At 73.6% G+C, this 19,828-nt stretch carries 19 protein-coding genes; 4 read left to right on the forward strand and 15 right to left on the reverse strand.

The window, feature by feature from the left end; translation table 11 throughout:
• Window positions 1-132: 132 nt before the first annotated feature.
• The 3 genes from smc to ACGFZL_RS19245 form a co-directional block, all read right to left on the reverse strand.
• Window positions 133-3,690: a chromosome segregation protein SMC gene (smc, locus tag ACGFZL_RS19235; protein WP_393693115.1), complete on the reverse strand. Its 3,558-nt coding sequence runs from the start codon at window positions 3,688-3,690 to the stop codon at window positions 133-135.
• A gap of 174 nt (window positions 3,691-3,864) precedes the next feature.
• Window positions 3,865-4,080 carry a hypothetical protein gene (locus ACGFZL_RS19240; RefSeq protein ID WP_355175267.1) on the reverse strand — a complete coding sequence of 72 codons (216 nt, stop codon included), beginning with the start codon at window positions 4,078-4,080 and terminating at the stop codon, window positions 3,865-3,867.
• A gap of 401 nt (window positions 4,081-4,481) precedes the next feature.
• The gene (locus ACGFZL_RS19245; protein WP_355175269.1) at window positions 4,482-4,763 is read right to left on the reverse strand and encodes an acylphosphatase; all 282 of its coding nucleotides are present in this window, start codon (window positions 4,761-4,763) and stop codon (window positions 4,482-4,484) included.
• A 175-nt stretch (window positions 4,764-4,938) separates the two neighbouring features.
• On the opposite strand from ACGFZL_RS19245, the gene ACGFZL_RS19250 reads away from it, so the two are divergent.
• Together ACGFZL_RS19250 and ACGFZL_RS19255 are read left to right on the forward strand one after the other, a co-directional pair.
• The gene (locus ACGFZL_RS19250; protein ID WP_393693118.1) at window positions 4,939-6,105 is read left to right on the forward strand and encodes a CAP domain-containing protein; all 1,167 of its coding nucleotides are present in this window, start codon (window positions 4,939-4,941) and stop codon (window positions 6,103-6,105) included.
• A 26-nt stretch (window positions 6,106-6,131) separates the two neighbouring features.
• Window positions 6,132-6,527 carry a winged helix-turn-helix transcriptional regulator gene (locus ACGFZL_RS19255; protein ID WP_393693120.1) on the forward strand — a complete coding sequence of 132 codons (396 nt, stop codon included), beginning with the start codon at window positions 6,132-6,134 and terminating at the stop codon, window positions 6,525-6,527.
• On the opposite strand, the gene ACGFZL_RS19260 is transcribed toward ACGFZL_RS19255, so the two are convergent.
• On the reverse strand, window positions 6,524-7,372 hold the full coding sequence (locus ACGFZL_RS19260) for a helix-turn-helix transcriptional regulator (RefSeq protein ID WP_393693122.1): 849 nt from the start codon (window positions 7,370-7,372) through the stop codon (window positions 6,524-6,526). The genes ACGFZL_RS19255 and ACGFZL_RS19260 overlap by 4 nt on opposite strands.
• Before the next feature lie 174 nt (window positions 7,373-7,546).
• Here ACGFZL_RS19260 and ACGFZL_RS19265 point away from each other — a divergent pair, with 174 nt between their 5' ends.
• Window positions 7,547-8,326 carry an NAD(P)H-dependent oxidoreductase gene (locus ACGFZL_RS19265; RefSeq protein WP_393693124.1) on the forward strand — a complete coding sequence of 260 codons (780 nt, stop codon included), beginning with the start codon at window positions 7,547-7,549 and terminating at the stop codon, window positions 8,324-8,326.
• 25 nt (window positions 8,327-8,351) lie between these two features.
• Here ACGFZL_RS19265 and mutM read toward each other — a convergent pair whose 3' ends face one another.
• The 9 genes from mutM to ACGFZL_RS19310 all read right to left on the reverse strand — a co-directional run bounded on the left by mutM (window position 8,352) and on the right by ACGFZL_RS19310 (window position 17,391).
• Window positions 8,352-9,215 carry a bifunctional DNA-formamidopyrimidine glycosylase/DNA-(apurinic or apyrimidinic site) lyase gene (gene mutM / locus ACGFZL_RS19270; protein ID WP_393693126.1) on the reverse strand — a complete coding sequence of 288 codons (864 nt, stop codon included), beginning with the start codon at window positions 9,213-9,215 and terminating at the stop codon, window positions 8,352-8,354.
• Window positions 9,216-9,295: 80 nt separating this feature from the next.
• A complete protein-coding gene (rnc, locus tag ACGFZL_RS19275) occupies window positions 9,296-10,096 on the reverse strand; it encodes a ribonuclease III (protein ID WP_355175281.1) in 801 nt (266 codons plus the stop codon).
• Window positions 10,097-10,115: 19 nt separating this feature from the next.
• On the reverse strand, window positions 10,116-10,289 hold the full coding sequence (rpmF, locus tag ACGFZL_RS19280; RefSeq protein ID WP_003951102.1) for a 50S ribosomal protein L32: 174 nt from the start codon (window positions 10,287-10,289) through the stop codon (window positions 10,116-10,118).
• Window positions 10,290-10,291: 2 nt separating this feature from the next.
• Window positions 10,292-10,936 (reverse strand): YceD family protein, encoded by a 645-nt coding sequence (locus tag ACGFZL_RS19285; protein ID WP_355175359.1) that lies wholly within the window; start codon window positions 10,934-10,936, stop codon window positions 10,292-10,294.
• A 144-nt stretch (window positions 10,937-11,080) separates the two neighbouring features.
• Window positions 11,081-12,226 (reverse strand): ATP synthase F0 subunit B, encoded by a 1,146-nt coding sequence (locus ACGFZL_RS19290; protein WP_393693128.1) that lies wholly within the window; start codon window positions 12,224-12,226, stop codon window positions 11,081-11,083.
• A gap of 79 nt (window positions 12,227-12,305) precedes the next feature.
• Window positions 12,306-12,785, reverse strand: a complete 480-nt coding sequence (coaD, locus tag ACGFZL_RS19295) for a pantetheine-phosphate adenylyltransferase (RefSeq protein ID WP_355175361.1) — start codon at window positions 12,783-12,785, stop codon at window positions 12,306-12,308.
• 26 nt (window positions 12,786-12,811) lie between these two features.
• Window positions 12,812-13,399, reverse strand: coding sequence for a 16S rRNA (guanine(966)-N(2))-methyltransferase RsmD (rsmD, locus tag ACGFZL_RS19300; protein WP_355175285.1), 588 nt, complete (start codon window positions 13,397-13,399; stop codon window positions 12,812-12,814).
• A 52-nt stretch (window positions 13,400-13,451) separates the two neighbouring features.
• Window positions 13,452-15,659 carry an ATP-dependent DNA helicase RecG gene (gene recG, locus ACGFZL_RS19305; protein WP_393693130.1) on the reverse strand — a complete coding sequence of 736 codons (2,208 nt, stop codon included), beginning with the start codon at window positions 15,657-15,659 and terminating at the stop codon, window positions 13,452-13,454.
• Between the two features lie 58 nt (window positions 15,660-15,717).
• Window positions 15,718-17,391, reverse strand: a complete 1,674-nt coding sequence (locus ACGFZL_RS19310; RefSeq protein WP_393693132.1) for a DAK2 domain-containing protein — start codon at window positions 17,389-17,391, stop codon at window positions 15,718-15,720.
• A 222-nt stretch (window positions 17,392-17,613) separates the two neighbouring features.
• Here ACGFZL_RS19310 and rpmB point away from each other — a divergent pair, with 222 nt between their 5' ends.
• Entirely contained in the window at window positions 17,614-17,799 is a 186-nt protein-coding gene (gene rpmB / locus ACGFZL_RS19315) for a 50S ribosomal protein L28 (protein WP_003993230.1), read from the forward strand.
• Between the two features lie 100 nt (window positions 17,800-17,899).
• Here the strand turns inward: rpmB and thiD are convergent, their stop codons facing one another.
• Both thiD and ACGFZL_RS19325 read right to left on the reverse strand, forming a co-directional pair.
• Complete coding sequence (gene thiD / locus ACGFZL_RS19320) at window positions 17,900-18,697, reverse strand: bifunctional hydroxymethylpyrimidine kinase/phosphomethylpyrimidine kinase (protein ID WP_393693134.1); 798 nt, start codon at window positions 18,695-18,697, stop codon at window positions 17,900-17,902.
• Window positions 18,694-19,662, reverse strand: coding sequence for a thiamine-phosphate kinase (locus ACGFZL_RS19325; RefSeq protein WP_355175293.1), 969 nt, complete (start codon window positions 19,660-19,662; stop codon window positions 18,694-18,696). Before ACGFZL_RS19325 ends, thiD begins: the two co-directional genes overlap by 4 nt.
• Window positions 19,663-19,828: the final 166 nt, after the last annotated feature.

Genomic DNA, 19,828 nt, shown 5'->3' on the forward strand with positions numbered 1-19,828 from the left:
TGGTAGGTAGGTACTCGAAGGTAAAAGCAACGTTGCCGAGACTATGCCTTCAAGTAACGAAGTCAATAGGCGCAGAGATGTGACTTAGCAGACGCTTAGCCGGACTCTTGTGTTCACAACTTGAAGCGATCTCTAGCGCAGGCGCTGACTGATCACCTTCGACACCCCGTCGCCCTGCATCGACACTCCGTAGAGCGCGTCGGCGACCTCCATGGTCCGCTTCTGGTGGGTGATCACGATCAGCTGCGATGCCTCCTGCAGCTCCTGCATGATCCGGATCAGCCGCTGGAGGTTGGTGTCGTCCAGCGCCGCCTCCACTTCGTCCATCACATAGAACGGGCTGGGTCGCGCCTTGAAGATCGACACCAGCAGCGCCACCGCGGTCAGCGACCGCTCCCCGCCGGAGAGCAGCGAGAGCCGCTTGACCTTCTTGCCGGGCGGGCGGGCCTCGACGTCGAGGCCGGTGGTGAGCATGTTGTCGGGATCGGTGAGCACCAGGCGGCCCTCGCCGCCCGGGAACAGCCGGCTGAAGACGCCCTCGAACTCGCGAGCGGTGTCCCGGTATGCCTCGGTGAAGACCTGCTCGACCCGCTCGTCGACCTCCTTGACGACCTGGAGCAGGTCGGCGCGGGTCTTCTTCAGGTCCTCCAGCTGCTCGCCGAGGAACTGGTGCCGCTCCTCGAGGGCCGCGAACTCCTCCAGGGCGAGCGGGTTGACCTTGCCGAGCTGCTGGTAGGCGCGTTCCGCCGCCTTCAGCCGCTTCTCCTGCTCGGCGCGCGCGAAGGGCCGGGGCCGGTTGCGCGGGTGCTCGGGGTCCTCGGGCAGCTCCTCGCCCTCGGCGGGCGGGGACGGCGGCACCGGCTGGTGGGGGCCGTACTCGTCGGCGAGGCCCGCCGGTTCGACGCCCAGCTCCTCAAGGGCCTTCGTCTCCAGCTGCTCGATCCGCAGCCGCTTCTCCGCGCCGAGCACCTCGCCCCGGTGCACGGAGTCCGTCAGCTTGTCCAGCTCGGCCTTGAGGTCGCGCCCCGCGGTGCGGGCGGCGGTCAGCTCCTGCTCGCGGCGGGCCTTGGCGGCCTCGGCGGCGGTGCGCTCCTCGCCGGCCCGGACCAGGGAGACCTCGACGTGCGCGAGCAGTTGCCGGGCGCCGGAGGCGACCGCCCCGGCGACGGCGGCCTCGCGGCGCAGCCGGGCCCGGCGCTGCTCGGCACGCGCGCGTGCCTCGCGTTCCGCGCGGGCGGCGCGGTCCAGGGAGTCGGCCCGGCCGGCCAGGCCCTTGACCCGCTCCTCGTGCGTACGGACCTGGAGACGGGCCTCCATCTCGGTCTGCCGGGCGTTGGCCCCGTCGGCGGCGAGCCGGTCGCGGGCGCCGGTGTCGGGCTCTTCCTCGACCGGCAGCTCCTCGGCGACGGCGAGCCGCTCGGCCAGCTCCTCCACATCCATGAGGGCCTGGTCCAGCGCCTCCTGGGCCCGCCCGGCCGCCGCGGCGGACCGCTCGGCCTCCCCGGCGGCGCCCCTGGCCTGCCCGGCGAGCCGGCCGAGCTGCTGGGCGACGGACGACTTCTCCCGGTCGGCGGCCCGGCGCCGCTCCCCCAGCTCCTCCACCAGCGCCGCGCCCGCCGTGCGCCGCCCGCCCGCCGCCTCCTGCGCCGAGGCCAGCTCCGCGCACCGCACCTCCAGCTCGGCCAGCTCTGCGGCGGCCAGGTCCACGGCGGCCTGCACCTCGATGAGGCTGGGCGCCCCGGCCGACCCGCCCACCGCGAGGTGCGCGCCGAGCAGGTCGCCGTCGGCGGTCACGGCGGTCAGCGCGGGGCGGGCGTAGATGAGCGCCTCGGCGTCCTCCAGGGTGCCGACGACGACGATCCCGCGCAGCAGCCTCCGCACGGCGGGCATCAGCTCGGCGGGCCCGCGCACCAGGTCGGCGGCGTACGGCGCCCCCTCGGGGTGTGGTTCGTGCGGGGCGTCGGCCGGGTCCTCGGCGCCGGCCAGGAGCAGGGCGGCGCGGCCGGCGTCCTGCTTGCGCAGCAGGCGCAGGGCGTCGGCGGCGGCGCCCGGCGAGGTCATCGCGAGGGCGTCGGCACCCGCGCCGAAGGCGGCGGCGAGCGGCACCTCGTAGCCGGGGGTCACCGTGAGCAGCCCTGCGGCGGGGCCCATCAGGCCGGCCAGGTCGCCGGCCTCCAGGAGGGTGCCGGTGCCGTCCTTGCGGCGCAGCCCGGTGGCGAGGGCGTCGTGGCGGGCCCGGGTGGCGGCGCGCTCGCGCTCGGCGGCGGTGGCCGCGTCGCGGGCGGCGGCGAGCGCGGCCTCGGCCTCGGCCAGGCGCCGGCGGGCGTCCTCGTGGCCCTCGGCGAGGTCGCGGTCGTCGGCGTCAAGGCCGTCGACCTCGGCCTGGAGCGTCTCGTACTCCTCCTGCGCGGCGGCGGCCCGTTCCCGGGACTCGTCGCGGGCGGCGGCCAGGCGCTCGATCTCGGCCTGGGCCGAGGCGGCGCGCGAGCGGGCGGCGCCGACCTGCCCGCTGAGCCGGGCGAGCCCCTCGCGGCGGTCCGCGATGGCCCGGGCGGCGTCCTTCAGGCGCCGCTCCTCCATGGCCAGCTCGCGCTCCAGGTCGGCGCGGTGCGCGGCGGTGTCCTCCAGGGCGCGCTGGGCGGCCTCCAGGGCGGCCTCGAGTTCGGCCTCCTGCTCGCGGACGCGGGCGGCCTCGCGCTCCAGGTCCTCGGGGTCGCGGCCCCGGCGCTCCTCGGGGGGCGCGTCGGTGGCGCTGGTCACGCGGGCGTCGGCCAGTGAGACGGTGCCGCGCACCCGCTCGGCCAGCTGGGACAGCTCGTACCAGGTCTGCTGGGCGCGCTGGAGGCGCGGGCTGAGCCGACGCACCTCGTCCTCCAGGTCCGCCTCGCGGCGCACGGCGCGGCCCAGCTCCGCCTCGGCGGCGTCCATGCGCTCCTTGAGGGCGGCCTCGTCGGCGATCTCCGCCTGGAGGGCCTCGCGCAGCCGGACCAGGTCGTCGGCGAGCAGGCGCAGCCGGGCGTCGCGCAGGTCGGCCTGGATGACGGCGGCCCGGCGGGCTACGGCGGCCTGCCGGCCGAGCGGCTTGAGCTGGCGGCGCAGCTCGTCGGTGAGGTCCTGCACGCGCGCGAGGTTGGCCTGCATCGCGTCCAGCTTCCGCAGCGCCTTCTCCTTGCGCTTGCGGTGCTTGAGGACGCCGGCGGCCTCCTCGATGAACGCGCGGCGGCCGGTGGGGTCGGCGTGCAGGACGGAGTCGAGCCGGCCCTGGCCGACGATGACGTGCATCTCGCGGCCGATGCCGGAGTCGGAGAGCAGCTCCTGGATGTCGAGGAGGCGGCAGGTGTCGCCGTTGATCTGGTACTCGCTGCCGCCGTTGCGGAACATGATCCGCGTGATGGTGACCTCGGCGTACTCGATGGGCAGCGCCCCGTCGGAGTTGTCGATGGTCAGCGACACCTCGGCCCGGCCAAGGGGCGGTCGCCCGGTGGTGCCGGCGAAGATGACGTCCTCCATCTTGCCGCCGCGCAGCGACTTGGCGCCCTGCTCGCCCATGACCCAGCTGAGCGCGTCCACCACATTGGACTTGCCCGAGCCGTTCGGGCCGACCACGCAGGTGATGCCGGGCTCGAACCGGAGCGTGGTGGCCGAGGCGAACGACTTGAAACCGCGGAGGGTCAGGGCCTTCAGGTGCACGCCGCCGGACTCTACCTCTCGCCGCTGTCTCACTCCATGAACCGGTGAACCAGCGCGGTTTCGCCGGTGAACGCGGTGGGCATCTCAGACGATGGAGCGGGGGGAAGGAAGAGGGGGAAAGAAGGAAGGGACGCCGAAGCGTCCCTTGCAACTCTGAGAACTGAGCGGTTGGGGTCAGGTGAGCGCAGGCTCCGCCTGGTGTGCGTCAACGCTGCTCTGCATGCTCTCCATGAGCCTCTCGTGAGACGCGGCAGCCGCCAGCGCGTCGTTCTCCGCCTGGATCCGTCCGAGCTCGGATTCCAGGTCCTGTACGCGCTGCTGGAGCCGTCGCATCTCGGCGAGGAGTCGCGGGTCGGAGCCGCCGACGTAACCGAGAAGCGCCTTTGCCATGATGGATGGTCCTCCACAATGAGTGACCGACCGAAGCGGTGTGGGTCGTGAGGGATGATGCACCCGCGATGCCTGGCACGCCTGTGTTCTGACTGCCGTTCTTGAGTTCTGGCTGCCGTTCAACCATGCCAAACAGCGAAGGTGCGCGGGGCTTTCAGCGTCTCACCAAAAAGTTTGACGGTCAACACGATCACACCCCGTACGGGCGGCGGCCCGGGCGCGCGCGGCCGGTGAACGGCGGCGCGACGGCTCCCGCGGGCCCCGCGGGGGTTCGGCGATCATTCTGGGTGCGGAGCCTGCCACGACCCGGCGTTCTTGGCAACCACCTGCTCGTTCTCCGTCAGGACCGGTCCCGCACCGTCCCTCCGCGCGGGCGCCGGGCGCGGTCGGGCGCTCACGGATCAGCGGATGGCGAAGCTCTCGTAGCCGCCGCGCGGTGTGTCCCAGATCTCGGTGACGCCGTCCACCCGCCCGGGCGTGTCGTCGCCGTGCAGCCAGGCGAGCAGCTCCTCGCAGCGCCCCTTCGGGCCCTCGGCGACCACCTGGACCCGGCCGTCGGACAAATTGAGAGCAAAGCCACTCAGTCCACCCAGCTCCAGCGCCCTGGCCCGCGTGAACCAGCGGAAACCCACGCCCTGGACCTGTCCGCGCACCCAGGCGACCAGCCTTGCATCCTCGCTCATGGGTGCCAGCTAACCAGTCGATGTCTCTCGGGACACATCCTCCCCAGGCGCCATGCGGTACCGTCCCGACCCAATGCAGCTCATATGAAACTCACTCGATCGTGTGGGTTCGCGTGGATTGCGCATGGATCAGCACGGATCAGCACCGTGGATCAGCAGCAGGGAAGGCCAGCTCATGGGACGCCACCGACGCTCCGCCGCCGGCTCGGCCGGTCGGGACCATGCCGCGCCGGCCGCCCCCGAGGCGGACGCCGCCGCGCCCACCCCGGGCATCGCGCCCTACCTGAACCCCGAGGCGTACGCCGAGGCCCGGGCCCGCAGCGACGCCTACCTGTTCGCCTCCGACGACACGGCCGGCGACGGACCGCCCGAGGCCGGCCGGACGGTGCCCTTCCCCAGCAGCGGCTTCACTCCGGACGAGGGCCCGCAGCGCGCGTCGACGCACCGCCGCCGCAGGCGTGGGGGCCGCCCGGTCCGCGCCGGCCTGCTCGGCGTCTCCGCAGCGGTCGCGCTCGGCACGGTCGCGGTGGCCACCGGGGCGATGCCGGGCCTGGACAACTACCGGCTGGGCGGCACCGGCAAGAGCGACGACCACGTGCGGTCGGCGGACGCCGCGACGAACACCCCGGTCGAGTTGGGCGGCACCTCCGGCAACGCCGAGACACCCGTGGACCCCGGCGCCGGCCACCCGGCCGCACCCTCGGCCCCCGACTCCCCCGCGGCCACCACCCCCGGCGAGCCGTCGGCCTCCCCCACCCCCTCCGCCCCGACGACGAAGCCGCCGGCCACGACGCCGTCCGCGGACCAGCCGTCGGCCGAGCGGTCGGCCGAGCGGCCGTCGAAGAAGGCGCGGTCTCCACAGGAACGCACCAGCGAGCCCGAGGCCACGGCGACCCCCACCCCCTCGCGCCCGGCCGCACCGCCCGCGCCCGCCGCCACCACCGCCCCCGCCGGCATCTCGGAGCAGGCCGCCGCCGAGGCGCAGGTGGTCAAGCTGGTCAACGACGAGCGGGCGCAGGCCGGCTGCCGTCCGGTGGCCGCGAACAGCGCCCTGCGGGACCTGGCCGAGGACTTCAGCGACGCCATGGCCGCCCAGGGCTTCTTCGACCACACCGACCCCAGCGGCGCCACCCCCTGGGACCGGGCCGACGCGGCCGGGATCAGCGGCCTGGGCGGCGAGAACATAGCCCGCGGCCAGGCCGACGCCCAGGCCGTGATGGCCGCCTGGATGGACAGCCCCGGCCACCGCGCCAACATCCTGAACTGCGACTTCACCACCCTGGGCGTCGGCGTCCACTTCGGCACCGGCGGCCCGTGGTGGACCCAGGACTTCGGCTACTGACGGCTGCGGCCCCGTACCCTGGTCGCATGTCGACGATCCCGCAGGAGCGCACGGAGGAGCAGGACCTCCCCTACGACGTGTTCTCGCGGGCCTGCCCCTCGCGCGGCACCCTGGAGCACGTCACCGGCCGCTGGGGCGCGCTGACCCTCGGGGCCCTGTCCGACGGGCCGTTCCGGTTCAACGAGCTGCGGCGGCGGGTCGACGGGGTCAGCGAGAAGATGCTCTCCCAGACCCTGCACGCGCTGGAGCGCGACGGCCTGGTGCACCGCGAGGCCCAGCCCACCAACCCGCCCCGCGTCGACTACGAACTCACCGCCCTCGGCCGCGCGGTCGCCGTGCGGCTGACCGCGCTCATCGACTGCCTGGAGGAGCGCATGGACGAGGTGCTGGCCTCCCGCGAGCGGTACGACGCGCGCGGTTAGCGCGAGCGGGGATCGAGCGCGGGACGGGGCGCGGCGTCACCCTCCGTGCCCAGGCTCGCGAGCAGGCGCAGCCCGTCCTCGGTGGGGGTGCCGGGGGCGGCGGACAGCACCAGCAGTTCCGTGCCCGCCGGGTCCGGCAGCGAGAAGTTCTCCTGGTGCAGTTCCAGGAGCCCGACCAGCGGGTGCCGGTACGCCTTGCGCCCGTGGGTGCGGGCGCACACGTCCGCGCGGGCCCAGAGCCGGCGGAAGCGCTCGCTGCCCATCGCCAGTTCGCCGATGAGCGAGGCCAGGCGGGGGTCGTCGGGGTACTTGCCGGTGGCCAGGCGCAGGTGGCCGACGGCGTCGAGCGTGCAGGAGTCCCAGTCCGCGTAGAGGCCGCGCTCGGCCTCCGCCAGGAAGATGTGCCGGGCGGTGTTCAGGCCCGGCATCGGCCGGCCGAAGAGCAGCTCGGCGAGGCGGTTCCCGGCGAGCACGTCGAGGCGGTGGTTCATGATCAGCGCGGGTGCGTCGGAGATGAGGCCCAGGGTGCGCAGCAGCTCCGGCCGGAGCCGCCCGCTCGGTGCCTTGGCGCGGCGGCGGGGCTGCCGGGCCAGCCGGTCGAGGTGCTCGCGCTCGGTGTCGTCCAGGCCGAGGACGCGGGCGAGCGCGCCGAGGACCTGCTCGGAGGGCTGGGTCGCGCGGCCCTGCTCCAGGCGCACGTAGTAGTCGACGCTGACGCCGGACAGGTGCGCGACCTCTTCGCGGCGCAGCCCCGCGACCCGGCGCCGGCTGTCGGTGGGTATGCCGACGGCTCCCGGGTCGACCCGGGAACGTCGCGTGCGCAGGAATCCCGCGAGATCGTCCATGCCGCCAGTATGGCCACGCCGCCGGCCGCGCCGGGGCCGGTGAAGGTGGCCCTGCCGATACCAGGAAGTCCCGACCGACGGAAGCGGCGCCCCTGAACGGCGGGCGCCACGGCGTCCAGGATCGATGGCATCCGGTCCGAAGGAGGATCCGGCGGACGATCCGAAGGAGTTCCCATGAAGACGCTCATCGTCTACGCCCACCCCGAGCCGCAGTCGCTCAACGGCTCGCTGAAGGACCTCGCCGTGTCGACGCTGGAGGCCGCCGGGCACGAGGTGCGCGTGAGCGATCTGTACGCGATGAACTGGAAGGCCGTCGTGGACGCGGCGGACTACGGCCCCGAGGCGTCGAGTCCGCTGAAGGTCGCGCTGGACTCGGGCCACGCCTTCCGGGCGGGCACGCTCACCGCGGACGTCATGGCCGAGCAGGAGAAGCTGCTGTGGGCCGACACGATCGTCTTCCAGTTCCCGCTGTGGTGGTACACGATGCCCGCGATCCTCAAGGGCTGGGTGGACCGGGTGTTCACCTACCGATTCGCGTACGGCGTCGGCGAGCACAGCGAGACCAAGTACGGCGAGCGCTACGGCGAAGGCACCCTGGCGGGCAGGCGGGCCCTGCTGTCGGTGACCGTCGGCGGCCCGGAGCCGCACTACGGGCCGCGCGGGATCAACGGGCCCATCGACGACCTGCTGTTCCCCTTCCAGCACGGCATCCTCTACTACCCGGGCATCGAGGTGCTGCCGCCGTTCGTGCTCTACGGCACCGACCGGATCACCGCCGAGGAGTACCCGGACGTCGCCAAGGCGTGGGAACAGCGCCTGCTCACCCTGGAGTCGACCGAGCCGATCGCGTTCCGGCGGCAGAACTTCGGCGACTACGAGCTTCCCTCGCTGCAACTCAAGGAGGGGCTGGAGCCCGCGGGCCGCACCGGGTTCGGGCTGCACGTGCGCGGGTGACCCCCCGCGCGTCACCCCGGCCGGGTCACCCCGCCGGCAGGCGCGGCGGACGCTGGCACTTGGGGCAGTAGTAGCTGGAGCGGTTCATCCACGGGCGGCGGCGCATCGGCGTGCCGCAGCGGCGGCAGGGCAGGCCCTCGCGGCCGTAGGCGTCCAGGGAGCGGTCGAAGTAGCCGGACTCGCCGTTGACGTTGACGTAGAGGCTGTCGAAGCTGGTGCCGCCGACGGAGAGGGCCGCGTTCATCACGTCGCGGACGTGCCCGAGCAGCGCGGTGGTGGCGGGGCGGGTCAGCGTGGCCGTGGGGCGCTCGTAGTGCAGGCGGGCGCGCCACAGGGCCTCGTCGGCGTAGATGTTGCCGACGCCGCTGATCAGCGACTGGTCGAGCAGGGCCCGCTTGATCGTGGTGCGCCGGCGGCGCAGCGCCAGGTGGAAGGCGGCGTCGTCGAAGAGCGGGTCGAGCGGGTCGCGGGCGATGTGCGCGATGACGTCGGGCAGGCCGTCGGGGCCGGTGGGGTGCAGGGAGAGGCCGCCGAAGGTGCGCTGGTCGACGAAGCGCAGCTCGGTGCCGAGGGCGTCGGCGAAGCGGACCCGGACGCGCAGGTGCTTCTCGGCCGGGGCCTCGTGCGGCTGGACGAGGAGCTGGCCGCTCATGCCGAGGTGGGCGAGGACCGCCTGGTCGGTGTCGTCCAGGGGCAGCCACAGGTACTTGCCGCGGCGGCTGGGCACGCCGACCCGGTGGCCCTCGAGGCGCTGGGCGAAGTCAGGGCCGCCGGCGATGTGGCGGCGTACCGCGCGGGGGTGCAGCACCTCGGCGTCGGCGACGGTCCGGTGGGCGACCCAGCGCTCCAGACCGCGCCGGACGACCTCGACCTCGGGCAACTCGGGCATGGCTCCCCCTGTCAGGAAAAGGCCGAGCGCCCGCCCCGGTACGGGGCGGGCGCTCGGACCGTGTGCTGCTGTACTGCGGATCAGGCGGAGGCCGACGGGGCGTCGGTGCTCTCCTCGGCGGCCTCGGCCTCGTTCTCGAGGGTCGCCGTCTTGGCGCGCTCGTCCGCCGCGGCCCGGATGGCCCGCCAGGCGGACTCCGCGGCCTGCTGCTCCGCCTCCTTCTTGCTGCGGCCGGTGCCGGTGCCGTACGAGACGCCTCCGACGCGGGCGGCAGCGGTGAAGGTCTTCTCGTGGTCCGGGCCGGTCTCCGTGACCAGGTACTCGGGCACGCCGAGCCCCTCGGTCGCGGTCAGCTCCTGGAGGGAGGTCTTCCAGTCGAGGCCGGCCCCGAGGTTGGAGGACTTCTCGATCAACGGGTCGAACAGGCGGTGCACCAGCTCGCCCGCCGAGTCGAGGCCCTGGTCGAGATAGACCGCGCCGATCACGGCCTCCAGGGTGTCGGCGAGGATGGACGCCTTGTCCCGGCCGCCCGTGCCCTCTTCACCGCGGCCGAGCCGGATGAAGGAGCCGAGGTCGAGCCCGCGGCCCACCTCCGCCAGCGCGCGCGAGTTGACCACCGCGGCCCGCAACTTGGCCAGCTGGCCTTCGGGCAGGTCGGGGTGGATGCGGTACAGCGTGTCCGTGACGACGAGGCCGAGGACGGAGTCACCGAGGAACTCCAGCCGCTCGTTCGTCGGCAGGCCGCCGTTCTCGTACGCGTAGGAACGGTGGGTCAGCGCACGCACCAGAAGGGCGGACTCGACCTGGTAGCCGAGCCGCCCTTCCAGAAGCGTGTGGGACGAGGCCGTGTGCTCCGCTGAATGCTTCTTGGGCGTGGACACAGTGCCTCTCACCGGCCGCTCAGACCTCGAGGACCTGGCGCTTGTTGTAGGTGCCGCAAGACGGGCACGCGATGTGCTGCTGCTTGGGCTCGTGGCAGCGCTCGCACGCAACCAGGGTGGGGACCGCAGCCTTCCACTGCGACCGGCGGTGGCGCGTGTTGCTGCGCGACATCTTCCGCTTCGGAACAGCCACGGCTACTTCTCCTGCTTCTCGTCGACGCCCGCTTCCGCTTCGGCGCCGCTCATCTCGTCCTTCTCGCCGTCTCCGAGTGAACCGGCGAGTCCCTGCAGTGCCGCCCAACGGATGTCGACGGCGTCGTGGTGGTGGTCCGGGTCGTCCGCCAGGCGTGCTCCGCATTCGGAACACAGGCCCGGGCAGTCCTCCCGGCACACCGGCTGCATCGGCAGTGCGAGCACCACCGCATCGCGCAGCACGGGTTCGAGGCCGATCAGTCCGTCCTCGACGAAGAGCCTGTCCTCGTCTTCCTCGGCGTCGTCGGCCGGTTCCGCGCTGGGGCGGCCCCGGTCGTCGGCGTCAGGGTACGAGAACAACTCCTGGAAGTCCGCTTCGAGCTCCTGCTCCAGCGGCTCCAGACACCTTACGCACTCCCCCGCGGCCCGCGCACGGGCGGTCCCTGTGACGAGCACCCCTTCCATCACCGACTCGAGGCGCAGGTCCAGTTCCACCGGGGCGCCGAGCGGCACACCGATGACGCCCTGGATCCCGAGGTCCCGGGGAGCGTCGACCGTGCGGGTCAGGCGCCGGAGCGCACCCGGCCGACGTCCCAGCTCGTGTGTGTCGAACACGAGAGGGTCGCGGTGGTCGAGGCGCGCGTTCAGAGCCGTTCCTGCTTTCGGTCTTCGTGGCTTGGGGGGTGCCGCCCCGGGGCTTCCCGGGCAGCGTCGATCGCGGACGTACGCGCGACCGAACAGCCAGGATACTGGACCATCCGCTTTCGGCCCAATCCGGCCCCGAGGGCCGTCCTACAGGCCCCGGCCCTGCTCGTACGCGCGCAGCTGCTCGGCGCTGATCATGCCGGTGTCGAAGAGGCTGGTCTCGTCCAGCGCCTGCGGCTGGTGCTGCGGCTGCTGCGGAAGCACCGGGGGCTGCTCCGGGGGCGCCGGGTAGCCCTGCTGGGGGTCGTAGGCCGGGTCGTAGCCCGGCTGCTGGGCGGCCTCGTAGCCGCCGTAGGCGTACGGGTCGGTCTGCTGGTAGCCGTAGCCGCCCTGGCCGTCGTCGTAGCCCTGCGGGTAACCGGCGTACGGGTCGGGCTGCTGCTGGTAGGCGGCGTAGGCCGGCTGCGGGGCCTCGGGCGCGGCGGGCGGGGCCGGCTCGGGCTGCGGCTCGGCGTAACCGGGGCGTTCGCCGTACTGCGGGGCCGTCTGCGGAGCCGTCTGCTGGGCCGGGTCGTCGGCGAGGGCGGCGAGGCCGGCGAGGTAGTCGGCGTCGCTGGAGTGCTGGACGGTGCTGAGGTCGTCGGCGAGGGCGCCGAGGTCGTCGCTGGCGATCCGGCCGTGCAGCTTCTGCCGGCCCCGGCCGACCGCCTCCAGGGTCTTGGCGAGCACCGCCTCGAAGGCGCCGAGCTTGGCGTCCACGTAGGCGTCGGCGTTGTGCACCAGGGTGGCGGGGTCCTGGCTGCGCTCGGGGGCGTCCTCGTCCTCGTAGCCGTTCTCGTCGAGTCCCGGCCCTGTGCCGAGGAGCTTCTCGCGGCCCCGGCCGACGGAGCCGAGCGTCTTGGTGAGGACGACCTCGAAGTTGGCCAGCTTGGAGTCGACGTAGTCGTCGGCCTCGGCGCGGACCTCCTCGGCCTCCTGGCGGGCCCCGGTGAGGATCCGGTCGGCCTCGGCCTGGGAGCGGCGGGCGACCTCGGTGTCGGAGATGAGCGTGCCGCGCTCGGCGTGCGCGCCCTCGATGATCCGGTCCGCCTCCTGCCGCGCCTGCGCGACGAGCTGGTCCCGGTCGCCGATCAACTCCTGGGCCTGGGCGAGGGAACCGGGCAGCTCGGCGCGCAGGTCCTCGAGGAGCGAGAGCAGTTCGGCGCGGTTGACCACGCACGAGGCCGACATGGGCATGGCGCGGGCGCCGGAGACCGTCCGGACGATCTCGTCGAGCTTGTTCTGCACGTCCACCGTGTGCTCGCCACTCTCTACAGCTGTATTGGAGACGGACGGCACGACTGTACGGCCCCAGGGTGGCACGGGGTGGCGGTCAGCCCAGCTTCAGGCGCTCGGTGAGGGCGTTCAGGACCACCGGCGGCACCAGGTGGGAGACATCGCCGCCCCAGGTGGCGACCTCCTTGACCAGGGACGACGACAGGAAGCTGTAGGTGGGGTTGGTGGGCATGAAGAGGGTCTCCACGCCGGAGAGGCCGTTGTTCATCTGGGCCATCTGCAGCTCGTAGTCGAAGTCGCTGACCGCGCGCAGGCCCTTGACGATGGCGGGGATCTCGCGCTGCTTGCAGAAGTCGACCAGGAGGCCGTGGAAGGACTCCACCCGTACGTTGCCGTACTCGGCGGTGACCTGCTGGATCAGGTTGATCCGGTCCTCGATCGCGAACAGGCCCTTCTTGGCCTCGTTGATCATCGCGACGACGTAGACCTCGTCGTAGAGGCTGGAGGCGCGGGCGATGATGTCGAGGTGTCCGTTGGTGATCGGGTCGAACGACCCGGGACAGACGGCTCGGCGCACTTGTGATCCCTCGCTCTCCGGTCCGGTCATCGTGCGTCTTCGCACGTAGCGGCGGCGTGACCGTACCAAAACGTTCCCTCGCCGTAGCGACGGGACTTCAACGCGGTGAAGCCGTCCGGCCAGCCGAAGACGCCGCCCCTGGTGCTGCGCTCCACGGTGACCAGGGCCTCGGGCGCGAGCCAGCCCCCGGCGCGGAGTGTGAGCAGGATCTCCCGAAGATCGTCGTCGGTGACGGCGTACGGGGGGTCCAGGAAGACCAGGTCGTACGGCTGTGCCGGGGCCGGCGTGCGGACGACCTGCTCGGCCTTGCCGGCCCGGACCTCGGCGCCGGGCAGGGCGAGGGCGCGGGCGTTGTCCCGGACCGTGCGGGCGGCCCGGGCGTCGGCCTCCACGAGCAGCACGTGGCCGGCGCCCCGGGAGAGCGCCTCCAGGCCGACGGCGCCGGAGCCGGCGTAGAGGTCGAGGACGCGTTCGCCGTCCAGCGGGCCGCCGAGGAGGGACTGCCAGGTGGAGAAGAGGCCCTCGCGCGCGCGGTCGGAGGTGGGGCGGGTTCCGGTGCCGGGCGGGACGGTCAGGCGACGTCCGCCGGCCTTGCCGGCGATCACGCGGGTCATCTGGGGGTCCTCGAAAGGGTGGGTACGGGGGCGGGTGACGGCCCCCAGTCTCTCAGCCCTTCTCCAAATACTGCTCCCTCTCCTCGTCCAGGAGGGCGTCCAGCGCCGTGCGCAGGGCGGGGAGGGCCGCCAGCTCGGGGTCGGCGGCCACCACCGCCGTCGCCTCCTCGCGGGCCTCCGCGATGATGTCCTCGTCCTCGATGACCGCCAGGACGCGCAGTGAGGTGCGGGCGCCGGACTGGGCCTGGCCGAGGACGTCGCCCTCGCGGCGCTGCTCCAGGTCGACGCGGGACAGCTCGAAGCCGTCCAGGGTGGCCGCCACGGCGTCGAGCCGGCCGCGCGCCGGGCTCGCCTCCGGCATCTCGGTGATCAGCAGGCACAGTCCGGCGGCGGAGCCGCGGCCGACCCGGCCGCGCAGCTGGTGCAGCTGGGAGACGCCGAAGCGGTCGGCGTCCATGATGACCATCGCGGTGGCGTTCGGGACGTTGACGCCGACCTCGATGACGGTGGTGGCGACCAGCACGTCCGTCTCGCCGGCGGCGAAGCGGCGCATCACGGCGTCCTTGTCGTCGGGGTGCATGCGGCCGTGCAGCACCTCGACGCGCAGCCCCTGCAGGGGGCCCTTGGCCAGGTGGTCGGCCACGTCGAGGACGGCCAGCGGGGGGCGCTTCTCCGCGTCGTCCTCAGCCGACTTCTTCGTGGCGTCCTCGTCGTCGCCGATGCGCGGGCACACCACGTACGCCTGGTGGCCGTTCTCCACCTCCTCGCGCACCCGCTCCCAGGCGCGGGCGAGGAAGTGCGGCTTGTCGGCGGCCGGGACGACATGGCTGGCGATCGGCGAGCGGCCGGCCGGCAACTGGTCGAGGACGGAGGTCTCCAGGTCGCCGAAGACGGTCATGGCGACGGTGCGCGGGATGGGCGTGGCGGTCATGACCAGCAGGTGCGGCGGCTGCTTGCCCTTGCCGCGCAGGGCGTCGCGCTGCTCGACGCCGAAGCGGTGCTGCTCGTCCACGACGACCAGGCCGAGGTCGTGGAACTGCACCTTGTCCTCGATCAGCGCGTGCGTGCCGATGACCAGGCCGGCCTCGCCGGTGGCCAGGTCGAGCAGGGCCCGGCGGCGGGCGGCGGTGCCCATCGAGCCGGTGAGCAGCACCACCTTGGTGGCGTGTTCGGCGCCGCCGAGCATGCCGCCCTCGGCCAGCTCGCCCATCATCTCGGTCACCGACCGGTGGTGCTGCTGGGCCAGCACCTCGGTGGGCGCGAGCATCGCGGCCTGCCCCCCGGCGTCGACCACGGCGAGCATGGCGCGCAGGGCCACCAGCGTCTTGCCGCTGCCCACCTCGCCCTGGAGCAGGCGGTGCATGGGGTGGTCGGTGGCGAGGTCGGTGAAGATCTCGCGGGAGACGCGCTGCTGGCCCTCGGTGAGGGTGAAGGGGAGGCGGGCGTCGAAGGCGGTGAGGAGGCCGTCGGGCAGGGGGCTGCGCGGGATCGCGGGGACCTGGGTCTCGGCGTGGCGGCGGCGGGCCAGGGCGACTTGGAGGACGAACGCCTCGTCCCACTTCAGGCGGGCGCGGGCGTCGGCGATGTCCGCCTTGGTGTGCGGTCGGTGGATCTTGAGGAGGGCTTCGGGGAGGGGGACCAGGCCGCGCCCTTCGCGCAGCGACTCCGGCAGCGGGTCGAGGGCCTCCTGGGCGCTGGGCAGCACCGTCTGGACGGCCTTGGCGATCTTCCAGGACTCCAGCTTGGCGGTGGCCGGGTAGAGCGGGATGAGGGCGCCCGCCCAGCTCTCCACGGCCTCGGCGCCCTCCTCGTCGTCCGCCGAGGCGCGCAGCAACTCGTAGGCCGGGTGGGCCAGTTGGAGGCGGCGGTTGAAGAGGGAGACCTTGCCGGCGAACATCGCGCGGGTGCCGGGCAGGAGTTCCTTGTGCGGCTTGTGCACGCCGTTGCCGAAGAAGACCAGCTGGAGCCGGCCGCTGCCGTCGGTGATGGTCACCTCCAGGCGCTGGCCCTTGCCGCGCGGCGCCCTGGCGGAGGCGAAGCTGTGCAGGCGGGCGTCGGCGACCTGGGCGACCACCGTCACGTGCTCGTCCATGGGCAGGTCGGCGAGGTGGGTGAGCTGGCCGCGCTCCTCGTATCTGCGCGGGTAGTGGTGGAGCAGGTCGCCGACGGTGTCCAGGCCGAGGTGCTCGGCCATCACCTTGGCGGTGGCGGGGCCGAGCACCTTCTTCAGGGGTTCTCGCAGTGCGGGCACGAGGTCCATTGCACACCACGGCACCGACAGGGGCGCACCGGAGCGCCCGCCGTGCCGGAGACCCCGACTACTCGACGCCGATCAGCAGCAGCGCGTCCGGCATGCCGCCGTGGTGGACGACCGTGTCCACGGCGAGGTAGGACGCGCGCACCCGGGAGGCCAGGTGCTCGGCGACGCTGTCGGGGGTGCGGTCGCCGAGGACGAGGGTGACGAGTTCGCCGCCGGCCGCCAGCATCCGGTCCAGGACCGCGCCCGCCGCGGCGGTGACGTCCGTGCCGATCACCGCCACGTCGCCGTCGATCAGGCCGAGCACGTCGCCGGCCTGGCAGATGCCGGCCGTCGTCCAGGAGCGGTGCTCGGCGACGGTGACCTCGGCGTACCGGGTCGCCCCGGCCGCGGAGGTCATCGCCACCACGTCCTCGTCGAAGCGCCGCTCGGGCGCGTGCACGGCCAGCGCGGCGATGCCCTGCGTCGCGGAGCGGGTCGGGATCAGCGCGACCCGGACGCCCTCGGCGCGGGCCTGCTCGGCCGCCGCGGCGGCGGTGTGCCGCAACTCGGCGTCGTTCGGCAGCAGCACCACCTCGCGCGCGTGGGCCCGGCGCACCGCCTCCACCAGCTCCCCGCTCGCCGGCGGCTCCCCCGGCCTGGCCAGCACGGTCGTCGCGCCGGCGGCGGCGCACAGCCCGGCCAGGCCCTCGCCGGGCACCACCGCGACGACGGCCCGCTCCAGGCGCTCCCGGTGCGGACGCCCGGCCCCTGCGGTGTGCGCGTCGCCCTGCCCGAAGTGCGTGATCCGGATCCGGTACGGCCGCCCCGCCTCGACGCCCGCCTCCACGGCGGCGCCCGCGTCGTCCACGTGCACGTGCACGTTCCACAGCCCGTCGCCGCCGACCACCACGAGGGAGTCCCCGAGCGCGTCGAGCCGGCCCCGCAGCCGGGCCACGGCCGCGTCCTCGGCCTCCAGGAGGTAGATCACCTCGAAGGCGGGCCCGCCGGCCTCCTCGTCCTCCGCCGCGTCGGGCGGGCAGGCGGCCGAGTGCGCGGCTGCCTGGTCCCTCGCCTCGGGCTGCCCGCCCGTGAACGCCTCCACCAGCGCCGCCAGCACCGTCACCAGGCCCCGGCCGCCGGCGTCGACGACCCCGGCCCGCTCCAGGGCGGGGAGCTGCCCGGGGGTGGCGGCCAGCGCGGTGCGGGCCCCGGTGTGGGCGGCCCTGGCCACCGCGCCGCAGTCGCCCTCGGTGCCGTCCGCGGCGTCGGCGGCGGCCTGGGCGACGGTCAGGATCGTGCCCTCGACCGGGTGCGCGACGGCCTGCCGGGCGGAGTCGGCCGCGCGGCGCAGCGCCAGCCTGAGCCCGGGGCCGTCAACGCGGGCGGGCTCCTCGCGGGTCGTCTCGCCGGCCGCCTCGCGGGCCGTGAGGACCTGCGCCATGCCGCGAAGCAGCTGGGCGAGGATCGTGCCGGAGTTGCCGCGCGCCCCGATCAGGGCGCCGTGCGCCATCGCGCCGACGGCGTCCGTGAGCGACGGCTCACCGCCGGTGTCGTAGGCCGCGAACACCGCCTCCACCGCCGCGGCGGCCGACTCCATGGTCAGGTACAGGTTGGTTCCGGTGTCCCCGTCCGCGACCGGGTAGACGTTGATCGCGTCGATCTCCTCACGCGCCCGCCCCAGCGCGGCGAGCGCCAGAGTGCACCAGGTGCGCACCGCCAGAGCGTCGAAGAACCTCTGCGGCACCTGCGCCACCTGCGCCTCCTTCGTTCCGGACGTGGCAGGCAGCGTAGACCGCGGGGGGATGCCTCCCGGACTCGGGCCGCTGAGCCGCCATGGTAGTTTCGTTGTACGGGAGCAGCCGTTGTATGCTGCTCCGGTTGCCCGATCCCGTTCGGGCTACTCCCCCTGGCACCGCCACTCATCCCGGCATGCCGGGATCAACCGTAAGTGCATCTGAAGTCTTTGGAGTGACCCGTGGCTGCCAACTGCGACGTCTGCGGCAAGGGGCCGGGCTTCGGCAACAACATCTCGCACTCGCACCGCCGTACGTCCCGTCGCTGGAACCCGAACATCCAGCGCGTGCGTACCGTGGTCGGCGGGACGCCGAAGCGCGTGAACGCCTGCACCTCGTGCATCAAGGCCGGCAAGGTCTCGCGCTGACGCGTCCGCTGAACGCGCGGCCACTGCCTGGTTCGCCGCACCGAGCCGGTCCACCTCTGGTGGGCCGGCTCTTTGCTGTGCCCGCTGAACGCCCCGCCTCTCAGGCCGGCCCCTGACGCAGCGCCCACCCGTGATCCACCGGCCCGATGCCCCCGCCGAGCGCGAAGCCGGCCGCGATGGCGCCGGTGACGTACTCCTTGGCCGCGGTCACCGCCGCCGGCACGGTGAGCCCCTTGGCCAGCCCGCAGGCCACTGCCGAGGCGAGGGTGCAGCCGGTGCCGTGGGTGTGCCGGTTGTCCAGGCGCGGGGCGCGCAGCCAGTGCTCCTCGGCGCCGTCGGTGAGCAGGTCCACGGCGTCACCGGACAGATGCCCGCCCTTGATCAGCACCCAGCGCGGCCCGTACCCGAGGACCGCCTCCGCGGCCCGGCGCAGATCGCCGTCCGACTCCACCCGTACGCCGGTGAGCTGCGTCACCTCGTCGAGGTTCGGGGTGGCCACGGTGGCCAGCGGCAGCAGCGCGCCGCGCACCGAGTCCAGCGCGGAGGCGGCAAGGAGCGGGTCGCCGTGCTTGGAGACGCCGACCGGGTCCACGACGGCGGGCGCGTCGGTGTCCTTCAGCAGCTCGGCGACCGTCTCGACCAGCTCGGCCGAGGCGAGCATGCCGGTCTTCACCGCCCGGACGCCGATGTCGTCCACCACGCTGCGGTACTGCGCCCGCACCGCCTCGGCCGGCAGCTCCCAGGCGCCCTGCACGCCGAGGGAGTTCTGCGCGGTCACCGCGGTGACCACGCTCATGCCGTGCACGCCGAGCGCGAGCATCGTCTTCAGGTCGGCCTGGATCCCGGCGCCGCCGCCGGAGTCGGAGCCGGCCACGGTCAGCACGTTGGGCAGGCTCACGCCTCCACCTCCCCGCCGAAGTGGTCCCAGCCGCCCTGGCTGGTCCAGGGCGCGCCGTCCACCGTCACCTGGGGCAGCGCCGAGGGGTTGAGGACCTCGCCGATGACCTTCCAGCGGGCCGGCAGCTTCACGTCGGGCGGGAAGGTCGCCACGATCGCGTGGTCCTCGCCGCCGGTGAGCACCCACTGCATCGGGTCGACGCCGACGGCCTGCCCGATGTCGTTCATCTGCGACGGGATGTCGATCTGCCCGGAGCGCACGTCGATGCGCACCTTGCTGGCCTCCGCGATGTGCCCGAGGTCGGCGATCAGCCCGTCGCTCACGTCGCACATGGCGGTGGCGCCGAGGCCGGCCGCCGCCGGGCCCGCGTGGTAGGGCGGCTCGGGCCTGCGGTGGGCCTCGACGAAGGCGCGCGGGGAGCGGAAGCCGCGGGAGAGCACCGCGAAGCCGGCCGCGGACCAGCCGAGCCAGCCGGTCACCGCGACCAGGTCGCCCGGCTGGGCGCCGGCCCGGGTGACGGGCTCCTGGTTGCGCAGGTCGCCGAGGGCGGTGATGGACACGGTGATGGTGTCGCCGCGCACCACGTCGCCGCCGACCACCGAGGCGCCGGCCACCTGGCACTCGTCGCGCAGGCCGTCCATCAGCTCCACCGGCCAGGTGACCGGGAGTTCGGCGGGCACGACCAGGCCGAGCAGCAGCGCGGTGGGCACCGCGCCCATGGCGGCGATGTCGGCGAGGTTCTGCGCGGCGGCCTTGCGGCCGACGTCGTACGCGGTGGACCAGTCGCGGCGGAAGTGCCGGCCCTCCACGAGGACGTCGGTGCTGGCCACGACCCTGCGGTCCGGCGCGGCGACCACCGCGGCGTCGTCGCCCGGGCCGACCCGGACCGCCGGGGTGGTGGTGAGCCGGGAGGTGAGCTCCCTGATGAGCCCGAACTCCCCCAGCTCACCAACAGTGCCCTTCATCGCGCTACTCCCCTTCTGACCCGGTCCGTGCCCGGTCGCGCGTCGTCCTGCCGCTCGTTACCGTCGACATGACCCACGTCCCGCAGGTCTCCCCGCGAAGCGCGGCGACGCGATACCGTGGCGTTCCTTTTCCCCACATGATCCTCGTGGCCGCCCTGGAGGTTCC

Source organism: Streptomyces sp. NPDC048182 (genome assembly GCF_043202555.1).
Lineage (GTDB): Bacteria > Actinomycetota > Actinomycetes > Streptomycetales > Streptomycetaceae > Streptomyces.